This window comes from Pseudomonas sp. IT-P74, assembly GCF_949768175.1.
Taxonomy (GTDB): Bacteria; Pseudomonadota; Gammaproteobacteria; order Pseudomonadales; family Pseudomonadaceae; genus Aquipseudomonas.
The window spans coordinates 1-14,653 of the sequence record NZ_CATKQD010000066.1 but is presented as its reverse complement, the minus strand read 5'-3'; the positions used below and the strand labels follow the sequence as shown (position 1 = coordinate 14,653).

Here is a 14,653-nt window from a genome sequence, read left to right as displayed (position 1 = left end):
ATCCCGATGAGGTATTGGGCGCAGTCTAAGAGGGCTGGATTGTCGCGATGAATGTACTAGGGCAATTTAGTCGACAAACTTTTTTGCACCGATTGCCCGCTCAAAAATCATGGATCTGCGGGTACTGACCGAAGATTTCACGCATGCCCATCAGCGCGTCGCGCATTTCGTCGTCACTGCATTCGGCACCGACACACACCCGAACGGCCCGGGGCCTGGGCGTGCCACGCACCGTGAACGGGTCGGGCGAAGTGACTGCAATATGCTTGTGTCGCAGCGCCCGCACCAGGCTGTCGACTTCCCAATGGGGGGGAATGCCGACCCAGGCACTCAACGCATAGGGATGCTGGCCGAGCAGGTACTCGCCCAGGTACTCGCTGACCATCGCTTGCCGACCGGACAAGAGTTGGCGTTGCAGGTCCACCAGGGTGTCGGCGCGCCCGTCGCGAATCCAGCGCGTTGCAATCTCCGCGACCATGGGCGTGGCCATCCAGCTGTTGACCCGCAAGATACTTTCGGTGCGCAACGCCAGCCGCTTTGGCATCACCAGATAACCGACGCGCAGACCGGTGAGCACCGATTTGGTCATGCTGGTGCAATAGAACGACAGTTCCGGCAAATAGTGGCTGATCGGCGGTGCCCGGCGCTCGTCCAGTAGAGGGCCGTACACATCGTCTTCGATAATGTGCACGCCAAACCGCCGGGCGATCTCGGCAATTTCCCGTCGACGACTGTCCGGCATCAGACTGGTGGTCGGGTTGTTCAGGTTTGGCGTACAGACCAGCGCGGTGATGCGCTCGTTGCTGCACATGTCCTCGAAATGCTCGGGGTCGATGCCATGTCGGTCCATCTCCAGCCCCTTGAGGGTAAACCCGAGCACCTGGGAGTTGCCGATCACACCGTGATCGGTCAGCCCTTCGCAAAGCACCACATCATCCGGGCCGGCAAGGGATGCCAAGGCCAGAAAGATTGCGTGGGCAGCGCCGTTGGTGATCAGGATGTCGTCGCGTTCGACCCGCAGGCCCTGCCGTGCGATCCAGTGCATCGCCGCTTCACGGTGCGACTCGAAACCGGCAATCGGGCGAAACGCGTGAATCCAGGGCTGATCCTCTTCGGTGCTGAGTTCGCGACAGGTTTCGCGCCAGAATTGGTCATGCTCTCGGGTGTGCATGATCCGAGTGATGGAAAAATCCACCAGCGCCCGTTCAGGGCTGTCGAGAATATAAGTGGCGACCCGGTCGCTCATTCGCCGCGAGACAAAACTGCCGCGCCCGACCTCGCACCTGACCAGGCCCTGGCGCTCGAGCTCCTTGTAGGCATTGGTGACGGTTTGCACACTGATGCCCATGGCATCGGCGACATTACGTTGCGGTGGCAGCCGCTGATCATTGGCCAGCACACCCTGCTCGATATCGTCGGCAATCGCCTGGACCAGGATCTTGTATTTCGACTCGCCGCTGCGGGCGATTTCCAATGCTGCCTTCCACTTGTCCATCGGCGCCGAACCCACGTGTTTGCCAGTGCCGACAGCATCCCGCGAGAAACCATGCAAAGCAATTGTCCTAGTGCAATGCAATCCTGCACAGTGCTTTTGTATGCTCGGTACAAGGTCGATGCACAGGCTGGGGAACCCGCCGCCAACAACAATCAATCGATCTGTACCGGAACTGTCTCTCCACGCTTTGGCTCAACAGGTGGACCAGCCCTCGTACGCTTTGCTCTTGTCACACTGCCTCCTACCACAGAGCCGTCAAAGACGGGTCCACAAGAAACAGGAGATTTTATCGATGAGCAATTCCATTCCCCGCACTCCCCATGTCTTGCGTCACCTGTTCGTGGCTTGTGCGATATTCGGCCTGGCCACCAGCGCCCACGCCACGACGCTGGAAACCATTACGAAAAACAGCAGCATCCGCATCGGCTACGCCAACGAAACCCCGTTCGCCTTTACCGAGACCGATGGCCGGGTCACCGGTGAATCGCCGGAAATCGCCAAAGTCATCTTCGCCAAAATGGGCATCAAGCAAGTCGATGGCGTGCTGACCGAGTGGGGCTCGTTGATCCCAGGCCTGCGCGCCAGTCGTTTCGACGTGATTGCCGCGGGCATGTACATCACGCCCGAACGCTGCAAGCAAGTCATCTTCACCGATCCGCAGTACCAGTTGCCCGACGCCCTCCTGACCGCCAAAGGCAACCCCAAAAACCTGCACAGCTATGAAGACATCGCCAGGAACCCGGATGTGAAACTGGCGATCATGGCCGGCACGGTCAACCTGAAATATGCGCGGGACTCCGGGGTGAAGGACGCACAAATCCTCCAGGTGCCCGACACCACCGCGCAGTTGCAAGCCGTGCGCGCCGGTCGCGCCGATGCCGCCGTAGGCACCCAACTGACCATGAAAGGCCTGGCCGCCAAGGGTGGTGAAAAGGTCGAAGCAGTCACCGAATTCAAGGATGACCCGTCGCATACCGGTTACGGCGCCCTCGCCTTCCGCCCGGAAGACAAGGACCTGCGGGATGCGGTCAACGCCGAACTGAAAAAGTGGCTGGGCTCCGAAGAGCATCTCAAGACGGTCGCCCCGTTCGGCTTTGACAAATCCAACGTGACCAGCAAAACGGCTGCCGAGCTCTGCGCTCAATAGCCGAAACAGGCATGGCGCTGCGGCGCGATGCCTATTTTCCTGCTGACTCCGGATGTTGAACCACGCAGGTGTGAACAATGGGTGAATTACTTCCGCTTTTGATACAAGGCGCCTGGGTCACGCTCCAGGTGACCTTCTTCGGCTCGATCCTGGCGATTGTCGCGGCCATTCTGGCGGCGCTGGGGCGCATGTCGCCGTGGCGGCCGCTGAGCTGGTTCTCGGTCGCCTACATTGAAGTGTTCCGCGGCACGTCGCTGCTGGTGCAATTGTTCTGGCTGTTTTTCGTGTTGCCGCTACCACCGTTCAATCTCGAACTGAGCCCCTACAGCGTCGCCATTGTCGGCCTCGGCCTGCACATCGGCGCTTACGGCGCGGAGGTGATGCGCGGTGCGATCAGTTCCGTTGCCAAAGGTCAGTACGAAGCGGCGACCGCATTGAACTTCAGCGGCTACAAGCGCTTTCGGCGAATCATTTTGCCCCAGGCGTTGCTGGCGGCCATTCCACCGGGCACCAACCTGCTGATCGAGTTGCTGAAAAATACTTCGCTGGTCTCGCTGATCACCCTGTCGGACCTCAGCTTCCGGGCCCGGCAACTGGACCAGGCCACTTTCCAGACCCTGGAAATCTTCAGCCTGGCGCTGGTGATGTACTTCGTTCTGGCTCAAGCGATCAACCTCGGCATGCGCAGCGTTGAGCGACGTTTGGCTCGCGGCCGGATGCGTGGAGGTCTGTCATGACCCTGTTCGATTGGACATATGCCTGGCAGATCCTGCCCGATTTGCTGCGGGCATCGCTGAACACCGTGGGCATTACCCTGCTCGGCTTCATGATCGCCATTGTGCTGGGATTGTTTCTGGCCATCGGCCGACGCAGTCGCCTGTTCTGGTTATCGTGGCCGACCGCCGGGGTGATCGAATTCATCCGCAGCACGCCGCTGCTGATCCAGGTGTATTTCCTCTACTACGTGCTGCCCAATTACGGCGTGAGCATGACAGCCATGCAGGTGGGGGTGATCGGCATCGGTGTGCACTACGCCTGCTACATCGCCGAGGTTTACCGCGGCGGCCTCGACGCCGTGCCGCGGGCGCAGTGGGAGGCCGTTACGGCGCTGAACATCGCGCCGTACAGCGCCTACCGCAACATCATCCTGCCCCAGGCCCTGCGGCCGATCCTGCCGCCATTGGGAAATTACCTGGTGGCCATGCTCAAGGACACGCCGGTGCTGTCGGCCATTACCGTGGTCGAGATCATGCAGCAAGCCAAGAACATTGGTTCCGAAAACTTCCGTTATCTGGAGCCGATCACCATGGTCGGTCTGTTTTTCCTCGCCCTGAGCATCGCTTTGGCTTATCTGGTACGGCGCCTCGAACTGCGCCTGGAGCTACGCTAATGATTTCTCCACTCTCGACCTCCAACAACCTTTCCCGGCGCGGCGACCTGACATCGCTGCATCCGCAAGGGGCCTGTGCCATGCCTGAATCGAATCCGGTCAAGCCGATTGTCAGCTTCCAGGACGTCACCAAGAGCTACGGCAATTTCACCGTGCTCGACCACTTGAACCTGGATGTCACTCCAGGCGAAAAAGTCGCGATCATCGGCCCCAGCGGCTCGGGAAAATCCACACTGCTGCGGGTGTTGATGACGCTTGAGGGCATCGATGACGGACTGATCCGCATCGAGGATGATTTGTTGACGCACATGCCCAATCGCAACGGCGTGCTGGTGCCTGCCAACGACAGGCATATCCGTCGCGTTCGCGGCAAGATCGGCATGGTGTTCCAGAGCTTCAACCTGTTTCCGCACATGACGGCCTTGCAAAACGTCATTGAGGCGCCGGTGCAAGTGCTGGGCATGAAGCCGGCCGAAGCACGCGAACGAGCGGCGGACCTTCTGGAACTGGTGGGCCTGGGCAGCAAGCTGGGGCATTACCCTTCACAGCTGTCCGGTGGGCAGCAACAACGGGTGGCCATTGCCCGGGCGTTGGCCATGCGTCCCAAAGTCATGCTCTTCGACGAAGTGACCTCAGCGCTCGATCCGGAACTGTGCGGCGAAGTGCTCAACGTTATCCGCAAGCTCGGCGCCGAACACAACCTGACCATGCTGATGGTCACGCACCAGATGGGCTTTGCCCGGGAGTTCGCCGATCGTGTGTGCTTCTTCTACAAGGGTCAGATTCACGAGCAGGGCACGCCGGAGCAGATCTTCGAACATCCACAGCAGGAACGGACCTGCGCGTTTCTCAGCGCAGTGAAAGAAGCCAACTAACAGGCGTAACACCCAAAAACCAGTGTGGGAGCCTGCTCGCGATAGGACCGTCACATTCAACAGTGATGTTGACTGACCGTCCGCTATCGCGAGCAGGCTCACTCCCACATTTTTTGTTTTGCGGTGTTATGGGTATTGCTGAACGGTACCCTGCTGTTGCTGGCCACCATACTGCTGGCCAGGAATCGCCTTGAGGTTGACCTCTACACGACGGTTCTGCGCACGGCCATTGACGTCAGCGTTGCTGGCCACCGGGCTATCCGGGCCGGCGCCGCGAGCGCTCAGGTTGGCACCGCTGACACCTTGCGAGGTCAGGTAGGTTGCCACGCTCTGGGCACGACGCTGGGACAGGTCCATGTTGTGCTGGCGGCTGCCGGTGCTGTCGGTATAGCCGACGATCTCGATCTGGTTCTGGTTGAACTCTTTCAGCGAGCCCGCCAGGTTGTTCAGCGGCTGATAGAAACCTGGGGCAATGTTCGCCGAATCGGTGGCGAACGTGATATTGCCCGGCATGATCAGCTTGATCTGGTCGCCCTGGCGCTGCACTTCAACACCGGTGTTGGCCATGCTGGCGCGCAGCTTTTTCTCTTGCTGATCGGCGTAGTAGCCGTAGCCGGCGGCGGAAGCACCGACCACCGCTGCACCGATCAGTGCGCCCTTGCCACGGTTATCGTGGTTGATCGCAGCACCGGCCAGCGCACCGGCCAGAGCGCCGAGGCCACCGTATTTCGCGGTCTTGCTCATGCCTTCGGAGCCGCTATCCGTCTGGCCCTGAGTCTGACCCTGACCGCCGTAAGGGTTAGGCGAAGCACAACCGGACAAAACGGCCACAGCTGTAGCGACAATCATCAAACGACGCGTGGTGAACATGTAAAGCTCCTACTTTTTTTTGCATTCTGTGGTGCAACGTTGGCAAGGCATCAGCCTTTGCGGGCGTTGGATCATGTTAATCAGTAAAAATTCCGAATGTTACAAATCAGCCCCGAACAAAGGGGTTCTCGCGCATTTCGTCGCCCAGAAGGGTATCCGGACCATGCCCGGTCACCACGGTCGCGTCTTCGTCGAGGGTGTACAGCCGCTGCTTGATCGAACGCACGATGGTCGCCTGGTCGCCGCCCCACAAATCCGTGCGCCCGACGCCGCGACGAAACAGCGTATCACCGGCAATCAGTAGCTTGGCCTCGGAAAACCAGAAGCTCATGGAGCCCGGCGTATGACCTGGCGTGTGCAGCGCCACGCCACAGCCGCAGGCCAGTTCTTCGTCATCGGCCAGCCAGCGATCCGGGGACGGCACCGGGGTATAAGGAACGCCGAACATCTGGCACTGCATTTCCAGGTTGTCCCACAGAAACTGGTCTTCCTTGTGCAAATGCAGGGTCGCGCCGGTTTTTTCCTTGAGTTGGCCGGAAGCCAGGAAATGATCGAGGTGCGCATGGGTGTGAATGATGCTGACCACTTTCAGCCCCAATGCATCGAGACGCGCCAGGATCAGCTCATGATTGCCACCCGGATCGACGACGATGGCCTTTTTCGTTATCGGATCGCCGATGATCGTGCAGTTGCACTGCAAAGGGCCGACGGGGAAGGTTTCTCGTATTAGCACGGGCTTTGCGGCTTCCATGGGTGTTCCTGTAAAGTTAATGGCACATTTTTGGCACAGTGCGTAATGCGATGGCGACGTTTAGAAAGAAAGGCCCCCACCAATGGCACGCTCAAATCAGACGTAAAGGGTGGCCCCAACAGACACGCACATTCAATACCCAGCTAGAAGCAAAAACCTGGGCGACCATGATTGAGCGCGAAATGGATGCTGGCGTGTTTGTCAGCCGCAATGAAGCGGAAGCAACCTCCTTCGCAAGCGCACTGGAGTTGTACGCCAAAGAGGTGACCAGCAAAAAACGCAGCAGTGCATCCGAGCTGTCACGCATCCAGGCCATGCAACGTCATCCACTGGCCCTTCGCTCGCTTGCCAGCATTCGCGGTTCCGATATGGCGAGTTATCGTGATAGTCGCCTCGAAGGGGGCCTGGCACCGGCCACGGTGCGCCGAGAACTCGCCTTGATCTCTCACGTATTCACCATCGCCCGCAAGGAGTGGCGCATGGAGTCTCTGACCAATCCAGTTGAACTCATCCGCCAACCAAGCGTTGACGACTCACGCGAGCGACGGATTCTCAGCGCCAATGTATGGACGCAAAAAGGAGAGAAGCTGTTGTACGAGCACGTGGACGAGCTCGAAATGATTTGTCGCTACTCTCGCTCGACCGAGCTACCCAAAATCATGACTTTCGCTGTAGAAACAGCGATGCGTCGCAGTGAAATAACGGGCTTGCAAAGCGCTAACGTCAATCTAGGCAAGCGAGTTGCTCTGCTGCCGATGACCAAGAACGGCACTTCCCGAGGAGTTCCTCTCTCCAGCAAGGCAGTGGAAATACTGACTAACCTTGCTGAGCGAGAAGATGGCCGCTGTTTTCGGAGCAGGCCCGACTCAATCACCAAAGCATTCGCGAATGCTATCACCGATGCACGCAACGCCTATACGGAAGGTCTGTCCCGTCACCTCAAACACAAGAAAGTCTCACAGGACAAGATCGACAAACACATAGAAGCCGATCCGTTCCTGATGGATTTGCGCTTCCACGATCTACGCCATGAGGCGACCTCACGTCTAGCGGAAATCTTCCCGTTGCACGAACTGACCAAGATCACTGGCCATCAGGATACGCGCATGCTTATGCGTTATTACCATCCAAAAACGGAGGACTTAGCCAAGAAGCTCACTTAGCACTCGACCCGCTGTTATGAGTTGGCTTGACTGGGTGCAAAGGCAGCAGAATCTTGCGTAGCTTTCCGGAGGTACGTCCATCCAAGAGCCGCGCCCTATAGTGAATTAGCGTATTTTACCGAAGCTTGAGATACCTTGGTAAGGTACCTACAGCGTACCTCGCATGATGCCTTCGGATCTGGACTGGATCGGGTCAAAAGCAAAGGAGGCGTACTGTATACTGGCCTGCTTGAGCACTCTGTACCTATGTTGGGAACAGATGCCTCTGCATGCTGTGCAGCGGCAAATGTCATTCGATTCAGAAAAAATCATAGCAGGTGCTAGGTGGAACCTTTATTCAGATGGGCGGGCAGCAAAAAAAAGCTACTCCCCAGTATCAAGTCAAGATTTCCCAGAGCGTATGGAACGTATCACGAACCGTTTTGCGGTTCTGCCTGTCTTTTTTTTGATGTTTTACCTCGTGCCGCGGTTCTTTCTGACAGAAATGATGAGCTGATAATGGCGTACAGAGAAATTCAAAAATCTCCGGACGACGTTTACGGCTTTCTCGGCTCTTATGAAATTTCGAAAGATAAATATTATGAGCTTAGAGGTCTGGACGTAAATATTATGCCGCCGGCAGCAAGAGCTGCACGATTTATCTATTTAAATAAGCTTTGCTTCAATGGTGTTTATAGAACAAATAAGCTTGGTGCTTTCAATGTCCCTATGGGCACTAAGACCGGGAAGATGCCGACTCTTGAGGCGCTGGTAAAATTTTCTGATGCGCTTCAAGGCGTACAGCTCGTTGGCGGAGATTTCGCAGAGATAATCGATAACATTAAAGCAGGGGACTTGGTATATCTGGACCCTCCGTACTCAAAGCCTGAAAGCCGCGAAAGAGGAGAGTATGGACTAGGGTCTTTTCACTTTAGTGATATCGAACGATTAGTTAATTTTCTTGATCACATTAACTCTGTTGGTGCTTTTTTCATTTTTTCTTACAGTGACTGTGAAATTATCCGTAAAAACTTGCGGGAAGAATGGAATACTGAGGTCGTTAGTGTAAGGCGGCATGTTGCCGGGTTTAGTGCCCACAGAAAAGTAGTAGATGAGTTAATTGTTAGCAATTTCTCGATATGAAAGGGAATCTCAGGTGGGGCAGATGAATATCGGTGTTGCGGTTATTAGTGATCTCCACATTGGTAGTGGCGCTAAGGCAAAAGACTTTTCATTGCCCGGTGCTAGTGAGGGGGTCGTAGACGATTACCTCAGTGAGTTTAGAAAATTCGTCACTGCCGAAGGCATAAGTGCTGACTACTTAGTGGTTCCTGGGGACATAACAAATTCAGCGTGTAAACCTGAGTTTGAACTCGCATCGGAACGAATCGCTCAAATAGCATCCTGCTTGGGAGTCCCCGAATCCAAGATATTATTTTGCCCAGGGAATCATGACGTCGACTGGGAAACTGTTAAGGCTTTAAGCCCGTTAAATCACCCAGAACCTCAAGTAATAAAATCGAAGTATTTCAATTTTTATTCTGAAGGGGCGCTTTTTAGTCGAAATTTGTCTAGCGCCACAGGCCGGTTTGATGAGTCTCCTTACTTGGCAGTGTGGGAGTTTGATGATGTTCTTATCTGCGCACTTAACACTTCTGTGTTCGATGGACCAGATAAAAAGCCTCATTGCGGCGAGGTGCGACCAGAGCAAATCGCGCAAATAGATAAGTATCTCGATGGTATTGACAAGACGGACAAACTGAAATTATTCATGTTTCATCATCATCCTATCCAGTATTTAGATTCAACTTTTACCGAGCCAGATTTCAGTGTCATGTCAAATGCGGTTGGCCTACTCGATCTGCTGTCGAAATACGAGTTCGACTTTGTTGTTCACGGACATAAGCATATACCACGATTCAATATGGAAATTAAGGATTCCGGCCATCCTTTAAGTATTTTATGTGCTGGGAGTTTTAGCGCCTCCTTGGATAATAAGTATTATGACGCTGTAGGGAATCGATTTCATCTGGTGGAGTTTCATGATCGTTGCCCTCAGAGTCACTACGCACGAGGGTCAGTGAAAACCTGGACGCATTTCGTAGGCGGAGGCTGGACACCGAGTTTGAGAAGGGCAGGAGCTGAGCATCAGCAAAACTTCGGTGCCTTTCTTCCTCGCGCTCAGTTAATTGAAAAAATCCGAATTCAATTTGAGGAAGAATTTAAAAGCGTCCAATATTTACGATGGTCAGATTTTATCTCAAACTACCCAGAGTTTAAATACTTCACAAGTGAGACACTACGTGCCTCCTTGAAAGAAGTTGCCAAGTCCATGGGATTGCTTCTTCATGAGATAGATGCTTTTGGTCTAGATAAACTTGTTATTCTCAAGGGGTAAATTATGGTGCTCTTCGATACAGCGAAAGTAATTAATCCATTTGAAAATGACAATGCTAGAAATAGCACCGTTGAAGACTTGCCTAAGCAGTTTGTATGGACGAAGACGTTTGGCCGTTTGATATCTCAAAAAAACCATATAGTTCTGGGTGCCAGAGGGTCGGGAAAAACCGCGATAGTTAAGATGTTATCGCATGAGTATCTGTCCAGGCTTGACCATCCTCAGGCAAAACAAGTCATACGTTCTAGAAAATTTGTTGGTATCTATGTGCCAATGCGATTGTCATGGGTGGGGGAGCTGAAAAGCTCAGTCTGGTTAAATGAGTCAGAGCAAGAGCTTCACTTTAAGTGGCGGCTGAATGTGTCATGCTGCGCTTCTTACTTGAATACCCTGCGCAGCTGCATTGATTGTTATTCTGGTGATGTTGCCGAGCGTATTCTTACTGAACGGGCCGTTGCGCAGAAAATATCCAAGGCGTGGTTTGAAGATGAAAGTATCTTTACGATCCGCGAACTCAGAGAGAAACTATCTGAGATCGAGTATAACAAGTTGGTGGCGGAGCAGCGAGCAAGAGTAGATCTTCAGGTGAACCCCGCAGCTATAGGAATGGCATTTGAGCTGGGGTTGTTTGACCCGTTAAAGCGCGCAATTGAACTAACTAAGCAGTTTATTGAGTTTCCAGCTGATGTTGCTTGGGCTGTATGCTTAGATGAAGCAGAGTATTTAAGTGAATTTCATCATGTTATTCTGAACTCACATCTGAGAACATTTGCCGACGGGCTGTTTTTTAAAATTACAACTATGCCTTATAAACACTACACACTGGAAACTAATACTAGCGTTCCATTGAATAGAAAGGATGACTTCTCTTATATTTATTTAGACAATCTAGATGTTGCCGCTAGAAAGTCCAAGGGGAATGAATTTGAAATTCTTGAAAAATTTTGCGAGGACATTTTTAATAAGCGGATAAAAAACAGCGCCTGGGCGGATAGCGGCGTTAAGTTAAAATCCCTGCTGGGTAGTTCTTATCTGCTCTCAAGTGACGAGAAAATTGATCACTCACGAATGTTGCTCTTGGTGGATAAGCATTGCAATGAAAGGACTAGGCTTAGAGCCAGAGAGCTACAAGGCACCCAACGTTTTGAGGATGAGATAAGTCGTAAGCTGAAAGGTGCGTTATTGTTGCGCGAACTACGCTTGACACATCGAGGAAACTCAAACTCGGTGGCTTTTTCTGGTTATGAGATGGTGATTCGTTGTGCAGACGCTAACCCTAGGAGGTTCATTAGTCTGCTTAATGCCTTCTATAACGGCAGCGGAGAGGGAGGGGGATTCAAGCCAATTTCGCCTGCGGTCCAAGACAAGATTTTGCGAGCCTACTCTTACGATGAGTATAAGAGGATGGTGTATGAGCCAAATCAAGGTCAGAAGGTTCATGACGTTTTGTCGTTAATTGGTAAGTATTTTCAGTATTGCCTACATAGCCAGAAGCTGTCGACGGACATGGTGTTATCCTTCAAGTTTAATGTTGATGATGATAATATTTGGAGCGTTATAGCGGATGCTGTAGGACTAGGATTAGTAAGACCAATAGTTGAGCGTTCTGGATTTGATACTTTGCCTGTGAAGAGTGGCGTATTTCGGTTATCTTATATATTAGCGCCACATTTTAATTTGCTGCCTAGGCGGGGTGACGACGTTTCGCTAAGTAGCATATTATCTTTTGGTGTTGATCGTGGTGTGGAGCGTCATATTGCTTCGCCACAATTGGAGTTACTATGATGGTATACTTGGATGTGTCAGATAAATCTCTGGATGAGATCTCATCTTCGCATTACAATCTAGTCTTGTTTTCTTGCGGATATGAAGAGAGATCAATTTTTTTTCCTGGCGTATTCGAGTCAACCTATGATGATGTTCTAGTTTTTGGGTTTGCTGGAAGTACGGACAATCAAGACTATGGATTTAATAGTGATTATTACGCTCGTAGCTCGCGATACAAAATCACGCCGACAGTTTTAGATAGTTACGGGGCGAGTAGGATATTTTCTTATTTGCTGAAGGCTGTATCAGCAGTTGACTTTTCATGCATTGATAAATTTAGAGTGCTTGTTGATTACTCTTCAATGCCGCGATCATGGTATTCAGAAATTCTGAATTTTCTTAAGAACTATGATTTTCAGGTACCCGTTGAGTTTGATTTTGTTTATTCAGTTGGTGAGCACTCGGGTAGTGGAGTAGCAAGGCAATTAAGTGATCCTATTGTGCTTCCCGGATGCGCTGCTGTTTCTACTTTCAATAAAGAAACGATTGGTATTTTCAGTCTAGGCTTCAATGAAGGTGGACCCATTTGTCTCCATCATAAAATCGAGCCTGATGTGACATTCTCCGTCATAGCACGCCCTGGTGCTCTTGATGACTACACAGAAAAAACACAGCAGTGTAATAAGTTTTTTTTGGAGAATTTTTCAGCTAATACAATTTTTCCTCCGTTGCATAGCGTTGCTCAATGTTACTCAGTGTTGCGTGAGATTTTTTATCCATATCTTGGTAAGGCTGGAATCGTTATGGTCCCCTTCGGCCCGAAGCCTCACGCATTAGCATCTATATTATCAGCAATGAATTACCCTGAGGTCTCTTGCCTTTACTCCAGCATGGGAGGAAGCGGTGGCGCGGTTAAACCGACCACCGATTTAGTTATTTCTAGGGTTACCAAGCTCGACCATTACCCATATTTAAATTAGCCTTTCATAAAAGGGTACTTTGTGTATAGCAGCAGAGTAGTATCGAAACGAGCAGCGATCCAATGGCGGCACCGCCGTAGGTGCCGCCGTTACAAAATTGCCGTCTCCTCCAGTAGTCATCAGTGATCAAAACGACTGGCTTCGCCTGTTGCTGGCCACTCACTAGCAGCTTGAGGCGTGGCTTCTGCCTCAAGCTGTTCTTGCGCAAGTCGCCAATACAACTCTTCAGATCCTTCCGGGCGACCATCTTTTTCCCACAACTCGTAAGCTCTTTCCCGGACTTTCAGATCTTCGATCATTTTCATTTTCCTCACTGAATCGTTAACTGATTCGCAAGCTCTCACACCAGCTGATGATGTGCGTGCTCATAGCTCATCCTGAGCCTTGGCTATCAGAGCGTCATCCGCGAGAGGTTCAAGGAGCGTCTCGGCAATCTCGCCAAGCTTACCCAGCGGATGGTCACTATTGCCCAGCAGTCCGGCTGAGGCAGTCTTGTCAGCGTGTCCTCGCTCGGCGGTGATGATCAGCCAGCCCAGCGCCGAGGTATGCACCTATCTATCGGCAAGATGGTTGTTCACGTATTCATCCACTGCCAGGGCAAATTCCTCAGCTGTCACGCCTTGCTGAGGACGCATGCGACGCTGGAACAACACGCTGTTGCCACGCAACAGTTCTTCAGCAGCGTTGTAGAGCCAATCTGCCCGAGCGGTATCCTGCGGGCTATCACTGACTAGAGGGGGGTGACGGTGCCCATGTCTCAGCGGAACAAAGTATGTTGTGTTCATGGATCGCCTCCAGAGCGGCGATGGGATAGGCGATCGAACAGTTCCCAGTTCGAAATACATCCTTTTTAACCATATTGACCACGGACCATTTGCCGCGATCCATTGGTTTTAGGGAGATGCAGGTGCCCGCTTTCGAGCAAATCCAGTGTCTGGGAATCTGGTTTACCAGTTGAGGGTGGCTGGTATCTATGGCAAATAAAAAAGGGCACCACCCTTAGGCAAGGTGGGCCCCAATTTCACATACAACGCGTTACTCATAACGTGTGGCGCCCTTCCTTGGGTTCTGCGCGCTAGCGGTGTTCGATCCCGGCCCACGGGTCGTTATCCGCAGCCTTGCGCAACTTGTACCACTGCCAGCCGCGCAGCAGCCAATAGCACACAAGCAGACAGCCCGCGGCCTTGAGGAAAATCAGATCATCAGTCATTGGTTTTTACTCCCCCGGCTCTTTTTGTGGGTTGAGTGAAAGGCCGGTTAGGTACAGCTTGCCCGGGGAGTGCCCGGGCCTACAAGGCGGCAACGTGGGCAAAGTCAGGTATACAACGCGCAAAACCCTTGGCCCGGTTGGCTAAAAAATATTTTCAGCGGGGCCTTGCATCGCGATCGGTCGTGACCGCCGCCGATGCGCTGGAAAAAACCCAAGCAGAAAGTCGTGATTCTGGCGGGAAAAGTTTTTCCAGTTAGGGACAAAGTTTTTCTAGAGCAACGTGGCCTTGGCCGCGCGCCACGGCAGCGCATCCGGGTGACGCCGAATGGTCGCGGTCAACTAGGGGCGAATAGAGAAAACGGAAAAAATCGTACGCTAAGCGCTCTGTCTGTCAGGTTGAGGTCGTAGAAGTGGACGCCATAGCGTCAGAAAATGCAGAAATAGACCCTACTCTGACGGGATGCGAGTAATCGTCCTGACGCCTGATTGAGGTGTACTTCAAGCCGAACTCTGCGGGCTCCCCTACAATGCCTTAATGGCCCGTTTCAGGGAGTTTTGATGATGCTGCTCGTAAACGTTTTAGTGATCCTTTTTGTTCCCGTCACCACGTATATTTTTTTCTCGATAG

At 52.7% G+C, this 14,653-nt stretch carries 15 protein-coding genes; 9 read left to right on the top strand and 6 right to left on the bottom strand.

Features of this window, described 5'->3' with window-relative positions:
- Positions 1-100: 100 nt before the first annotated feature.
- Positions 101-1,495: a PLP-dependent aminotransferase family protein gene (locus tag ACM6J5_RS22455; protein WP_095943524.1), complete on the bottom strand. Its 1,395-nt coding sequence runs from the start codon at positions 1,493-1,495 to the stop codon at positions 101-103.
- 292 nt (positions 1,496-1,787) lie between these two features.
- On the opposite strand from ACM6J5_RS22455, the gene ehuB reads away from it, so the two are divergent.
- From ehuB to ehuA, 4 genes are all read left to right on the top strand, one after another.
- Entirely contained in the window at positions 1,788-2,642 is an 855-nt protein-coding gene (gene ehuB / locus ACM6J5_RS22450; RefSeq protein ID WP_414929373.1) for an ectoine/hydroxyectoine ABC transporter substrate-binding protein EhuB, read from the top strand.
- Between the two features lie 77 nt (positions 2,643-2,719).
- Positions 2,720-3,379: an ectoine/hydroxyectoine ABC transporter permease subunit EhuC gene (gene ehuC / locus ACM6J5_RS22445; protein WP_095943463.1), complete on the top strand. Its 660-nt coding sequence runs from the start codon at positions 2,720-2,722 to the stop codon at positions 3,377-3,379.
- On the top strand, positions 3,376-4,032 hold the full coding sequence (gene ehuD, locus ACM6J5_RS22440) for an ectoine/hydroxyectoine ABC transporter permease subunit EhuD (RefSeq protein ID WP_095943462.1): 657 nt from the start codon (positions 3,376-3,378) through the stop codon (positions 4,030-4,032). The genes ehuC and ehuD overlap by 4 nt, the downstream gene beginning before the upstream one ends.
- 80 nt (positions 4,033-4,112) lie before the next feature.
- The gene (gene ehuA / locus ACM6J5_RS22435) at positions 4,113-4,907 is read left to right on the top strand and encodes an ectoine/hydroxyectoine ABC transporter ATP-binding protein EhuA (RefSeq protein ID WP_095943523.1); all 795 of its coding nucleotides are present in this window, start codon (positions 4,113-4,115) and stop codon (positions 4,905-4,907) included.
- Between the two features lie 126 nt (positions 4,908-5,033).
- Here ehuA and ACM6J5_RS22430 read toward each other — a convergent pair whose 3' ends face one another.
- Both ACM6J5_RS22430 and ACM6J5_RS22425 read right to left on the bottom strand, forming a co-directional pair.
- Positions 5,034-5,777 carry an OmpA family protein gene (locus ACM6J5_RS22430; protein WP_095943461.1) on the bottom strand — a complete coding sequence of 248 codons (744 nt, stop codon included), beginning with the start codon at positions 5,775-5,777 and terminating at the stop codon, positions 5,034-5,036.
- Positions 5,778-5,883: 106 nt separating this feature from the next.
- The gene (locus ACM6J5_RS22425) at positions 5,884-6,528 is read right to left on the bottom strand and encodes an MBL fold metallo-hydrolase (protein WP_414929372.1); all 645 of its coding nucleotides are present in this window, start codon (positions 6,526-6,528) and stop codon (positions 5,884-5,886) included.
- A gap of 167 nt (positions 6,529-6,695) precedes the next feature.
- Here ACM6J5_RS22425 and ACM6J5_RS22420 point away from each other — a divergent pair, with 167 nt between their 5' ends.
- From ACM6J5_RS22420 to ACM6J5_RS22400, 5 genes are all read left to right on the top strand, one after another.
- Positions 6,696-7,691, top strand: coding sequence for a site-specific integrase (locus ACM6J5_RS22420; RefSeq protein WP_414929371.1), 996 nt, complete (start codon positions 6,696-6,698; stop codon positions 7,689-7,691).
- A 324-nt stretch (positions 7,692-8,015) separates the two neighbouring features.
- The gene (locus ACM6J5_RS22415) at positions 8,016-8,813 is read left to right on the top strand and encodes a DNA adenine methylase (RefSeq protein WP_414929370.1); all 798 of its coding nucleotides are present in this window, start codon (positions 8,016-8,018) and stop codon (positions 8,811-8,813) included.
- Positions 8,814-8,835: 22 nt separating this feature from the next.
- Positions 8,836-10,068: a metallophosphoesterase family protein gene (locus ACM6J5_RS22410; protein ID WP_414929369.1), complete on the top strand. Its 1,233-nt coding sequence runs from the start codon at positions 8,836-8,838 to the stop codon at positions 10,066-10,068.
- 3 nt (positions 10,069-10,071) lie between these two features.
- The gene (locus ACM6J5_RS22405; protein ID WP_414929368.1) at positions 10,072-11,853 is read left to right on the top strand and encodes a hypothetical protein; all 1,782 of its coding nucleotides are present in this window, start codon (positions 10,072-10,074) and stop codon (positions 11,851-11,853) included.
- Positions 11,850-12,815, top strand: a complete 966-nt coding sequence (locus ACM6J5_RS22400; RefSeq protein ID WP_414929367.1) for a hypothetical protein — start codon at positions 11,850-11,852, stop codon at positions 12,813-12,815. Before ACM6J5_RS22405 ends, ACM6J5_RS22400 begins: the two co-directional genes overlap by 4 nt.
- A 119-nt stretch (positions 12,816-12,934) precedes the next feature.
- On the opposite strand, the gene ACM6J5_RS22395 is transcribed toward ACM6J5_RS22400, so the two are convergent.
- From ACM6J5_RS22395 to ACM6J5_RS22385, 3 genes are all read right to left on the bottom strand, one after another.
- Positions 12,935-13,114: a DUF2934 domain-containing protein gene (locus ACM6J5_RS22395; RefSeq protein WP_414929366.1), complete on the bottom strand. Its 180-nt coding sequence runs from the start codon at positions 13,112-13,114 to the stop codon at positions 12,935-12,937.
- A 252-nt stretch (positions 13,115-13,366) separates the two neighbouring features.
- The gene (locus tag ACM6J5_RS22390) at positions 13,367-13,600 is read right to left on the bottom strand and encodes a hypothetical protein (RefSeq protein ID WP_414929365.1); all 234 of its coding nucleotides are present in this window, start codon (positions 13,598-13,600) and stop codon (positions 13,367-13,369) included.
- Between the two features lie 290 nt (positions 13,601-13,890).
- Positions 13,891-14,025, bottom strand: coding sequence for a hypothetical protein (locus tag ACM6J5_RS22385; protein ID WP_414929364.1), 135 nt, complete (start codon positions 14,023-14,025; stop codon positions 13,891-13,893).
- Positions 14,026-14,653: the final 628 nt, after the last annotated feature.

Coding starts and splice junctions, on each gene's coding strand:
- ACM6J5_RS22400 (WP_414929367.1), top strand. CDS start 11,850: ATGATGGTATACTTGGATGTGTCAGATAAATCTCTGGATGAGATCTCA.
- ACM6J5_RS22430 (WP_095943461.1), bottom strand. CDS start 5,777: ATGTTCACCACGCGTCGTTTGATGATTGTCGCTACAGCTGTGGCCGTT.
- ehuA (WP_095943523.1), top strand. CDS start 4,113: ATGCCTGAATCGAATCCGGTCAAGCCGATTGTCAGCTTCCAGGACGTC.
- ACM6J5_RS22410 (WP_414929369.1), top strand. CDS start 8,836: ATGAATATCGGTGTTGCGGTTATTAGTGATCTCCACATTGGTAGTGGC.
- ACM6J5_RS22395 (WP_414929366.1), bottom strand. CDS start 13,114: ATGATCGAAGATCTGAAAGTCCGGGAAAGAGCTTACGAGTTGTGGGAA.
- ehuB (WP_414929373.1), top strand. CDS start 1,788: ATGAGCAATTCCATTCCCCGCACTCCCCATGTCTTGCGTCACCTGTTC.
- ACM6J5_RS22455 (WP_095943524.1), bottom strand. CDS start 1,495: ATGGACAAGTGGAAGGCAGCATTGGAAATCGCCCGCAGCGGCGAGTCG.
- ACM6J5_RS22420 (WP_414929371.1), top strand. CDS start 6,696: ATGATTGAGCGCGAAATGGATGCTGGCGTGTTTGTCAGCCGCAATGAA.
- ACM6J5_RS22385 (WP_414929364.1), bottom strand. CDS start 14,025: ATGACTGATGATCTGATTTTCCTCAAGGCCGCGGGCTGTCTGCTTGTG.
- ACM6J5_RS22390 (WP_414929365.1), bottom strand. CDS start 13,600: ATGAACACAACATACTTTGTTCCGCTGAGACATGGGCACCGTCACCCC.
- ehuD (WP_095943462.1), top strand. CDS start 3,376: ATGACCCTGTTCGATTGGACATATGCCTGGCAGATCCTGCCCGATTTG.
- ACM6J5_RS22425 (WP_414929372.1), bottom strand. CDS start 6,528: ATGGAAGCCGCAAAGCCCGTGCTAATACGAGAAACCTTCCCCGTCGGC.
- ehuC (WP_095943463.1), top strand. CDS start 2,720: ATGGGTGAATTACTTCCGCTTTTGATACAAGGCGCCTGGGTCACGCTC.
- ACM6J5_RS22405 (WP_414929368.1), top strand. CDS start 10,072: ATGGTGCTCTTCGATACAGCGAAAGTAATTAATCCATTTGAAAATGAC.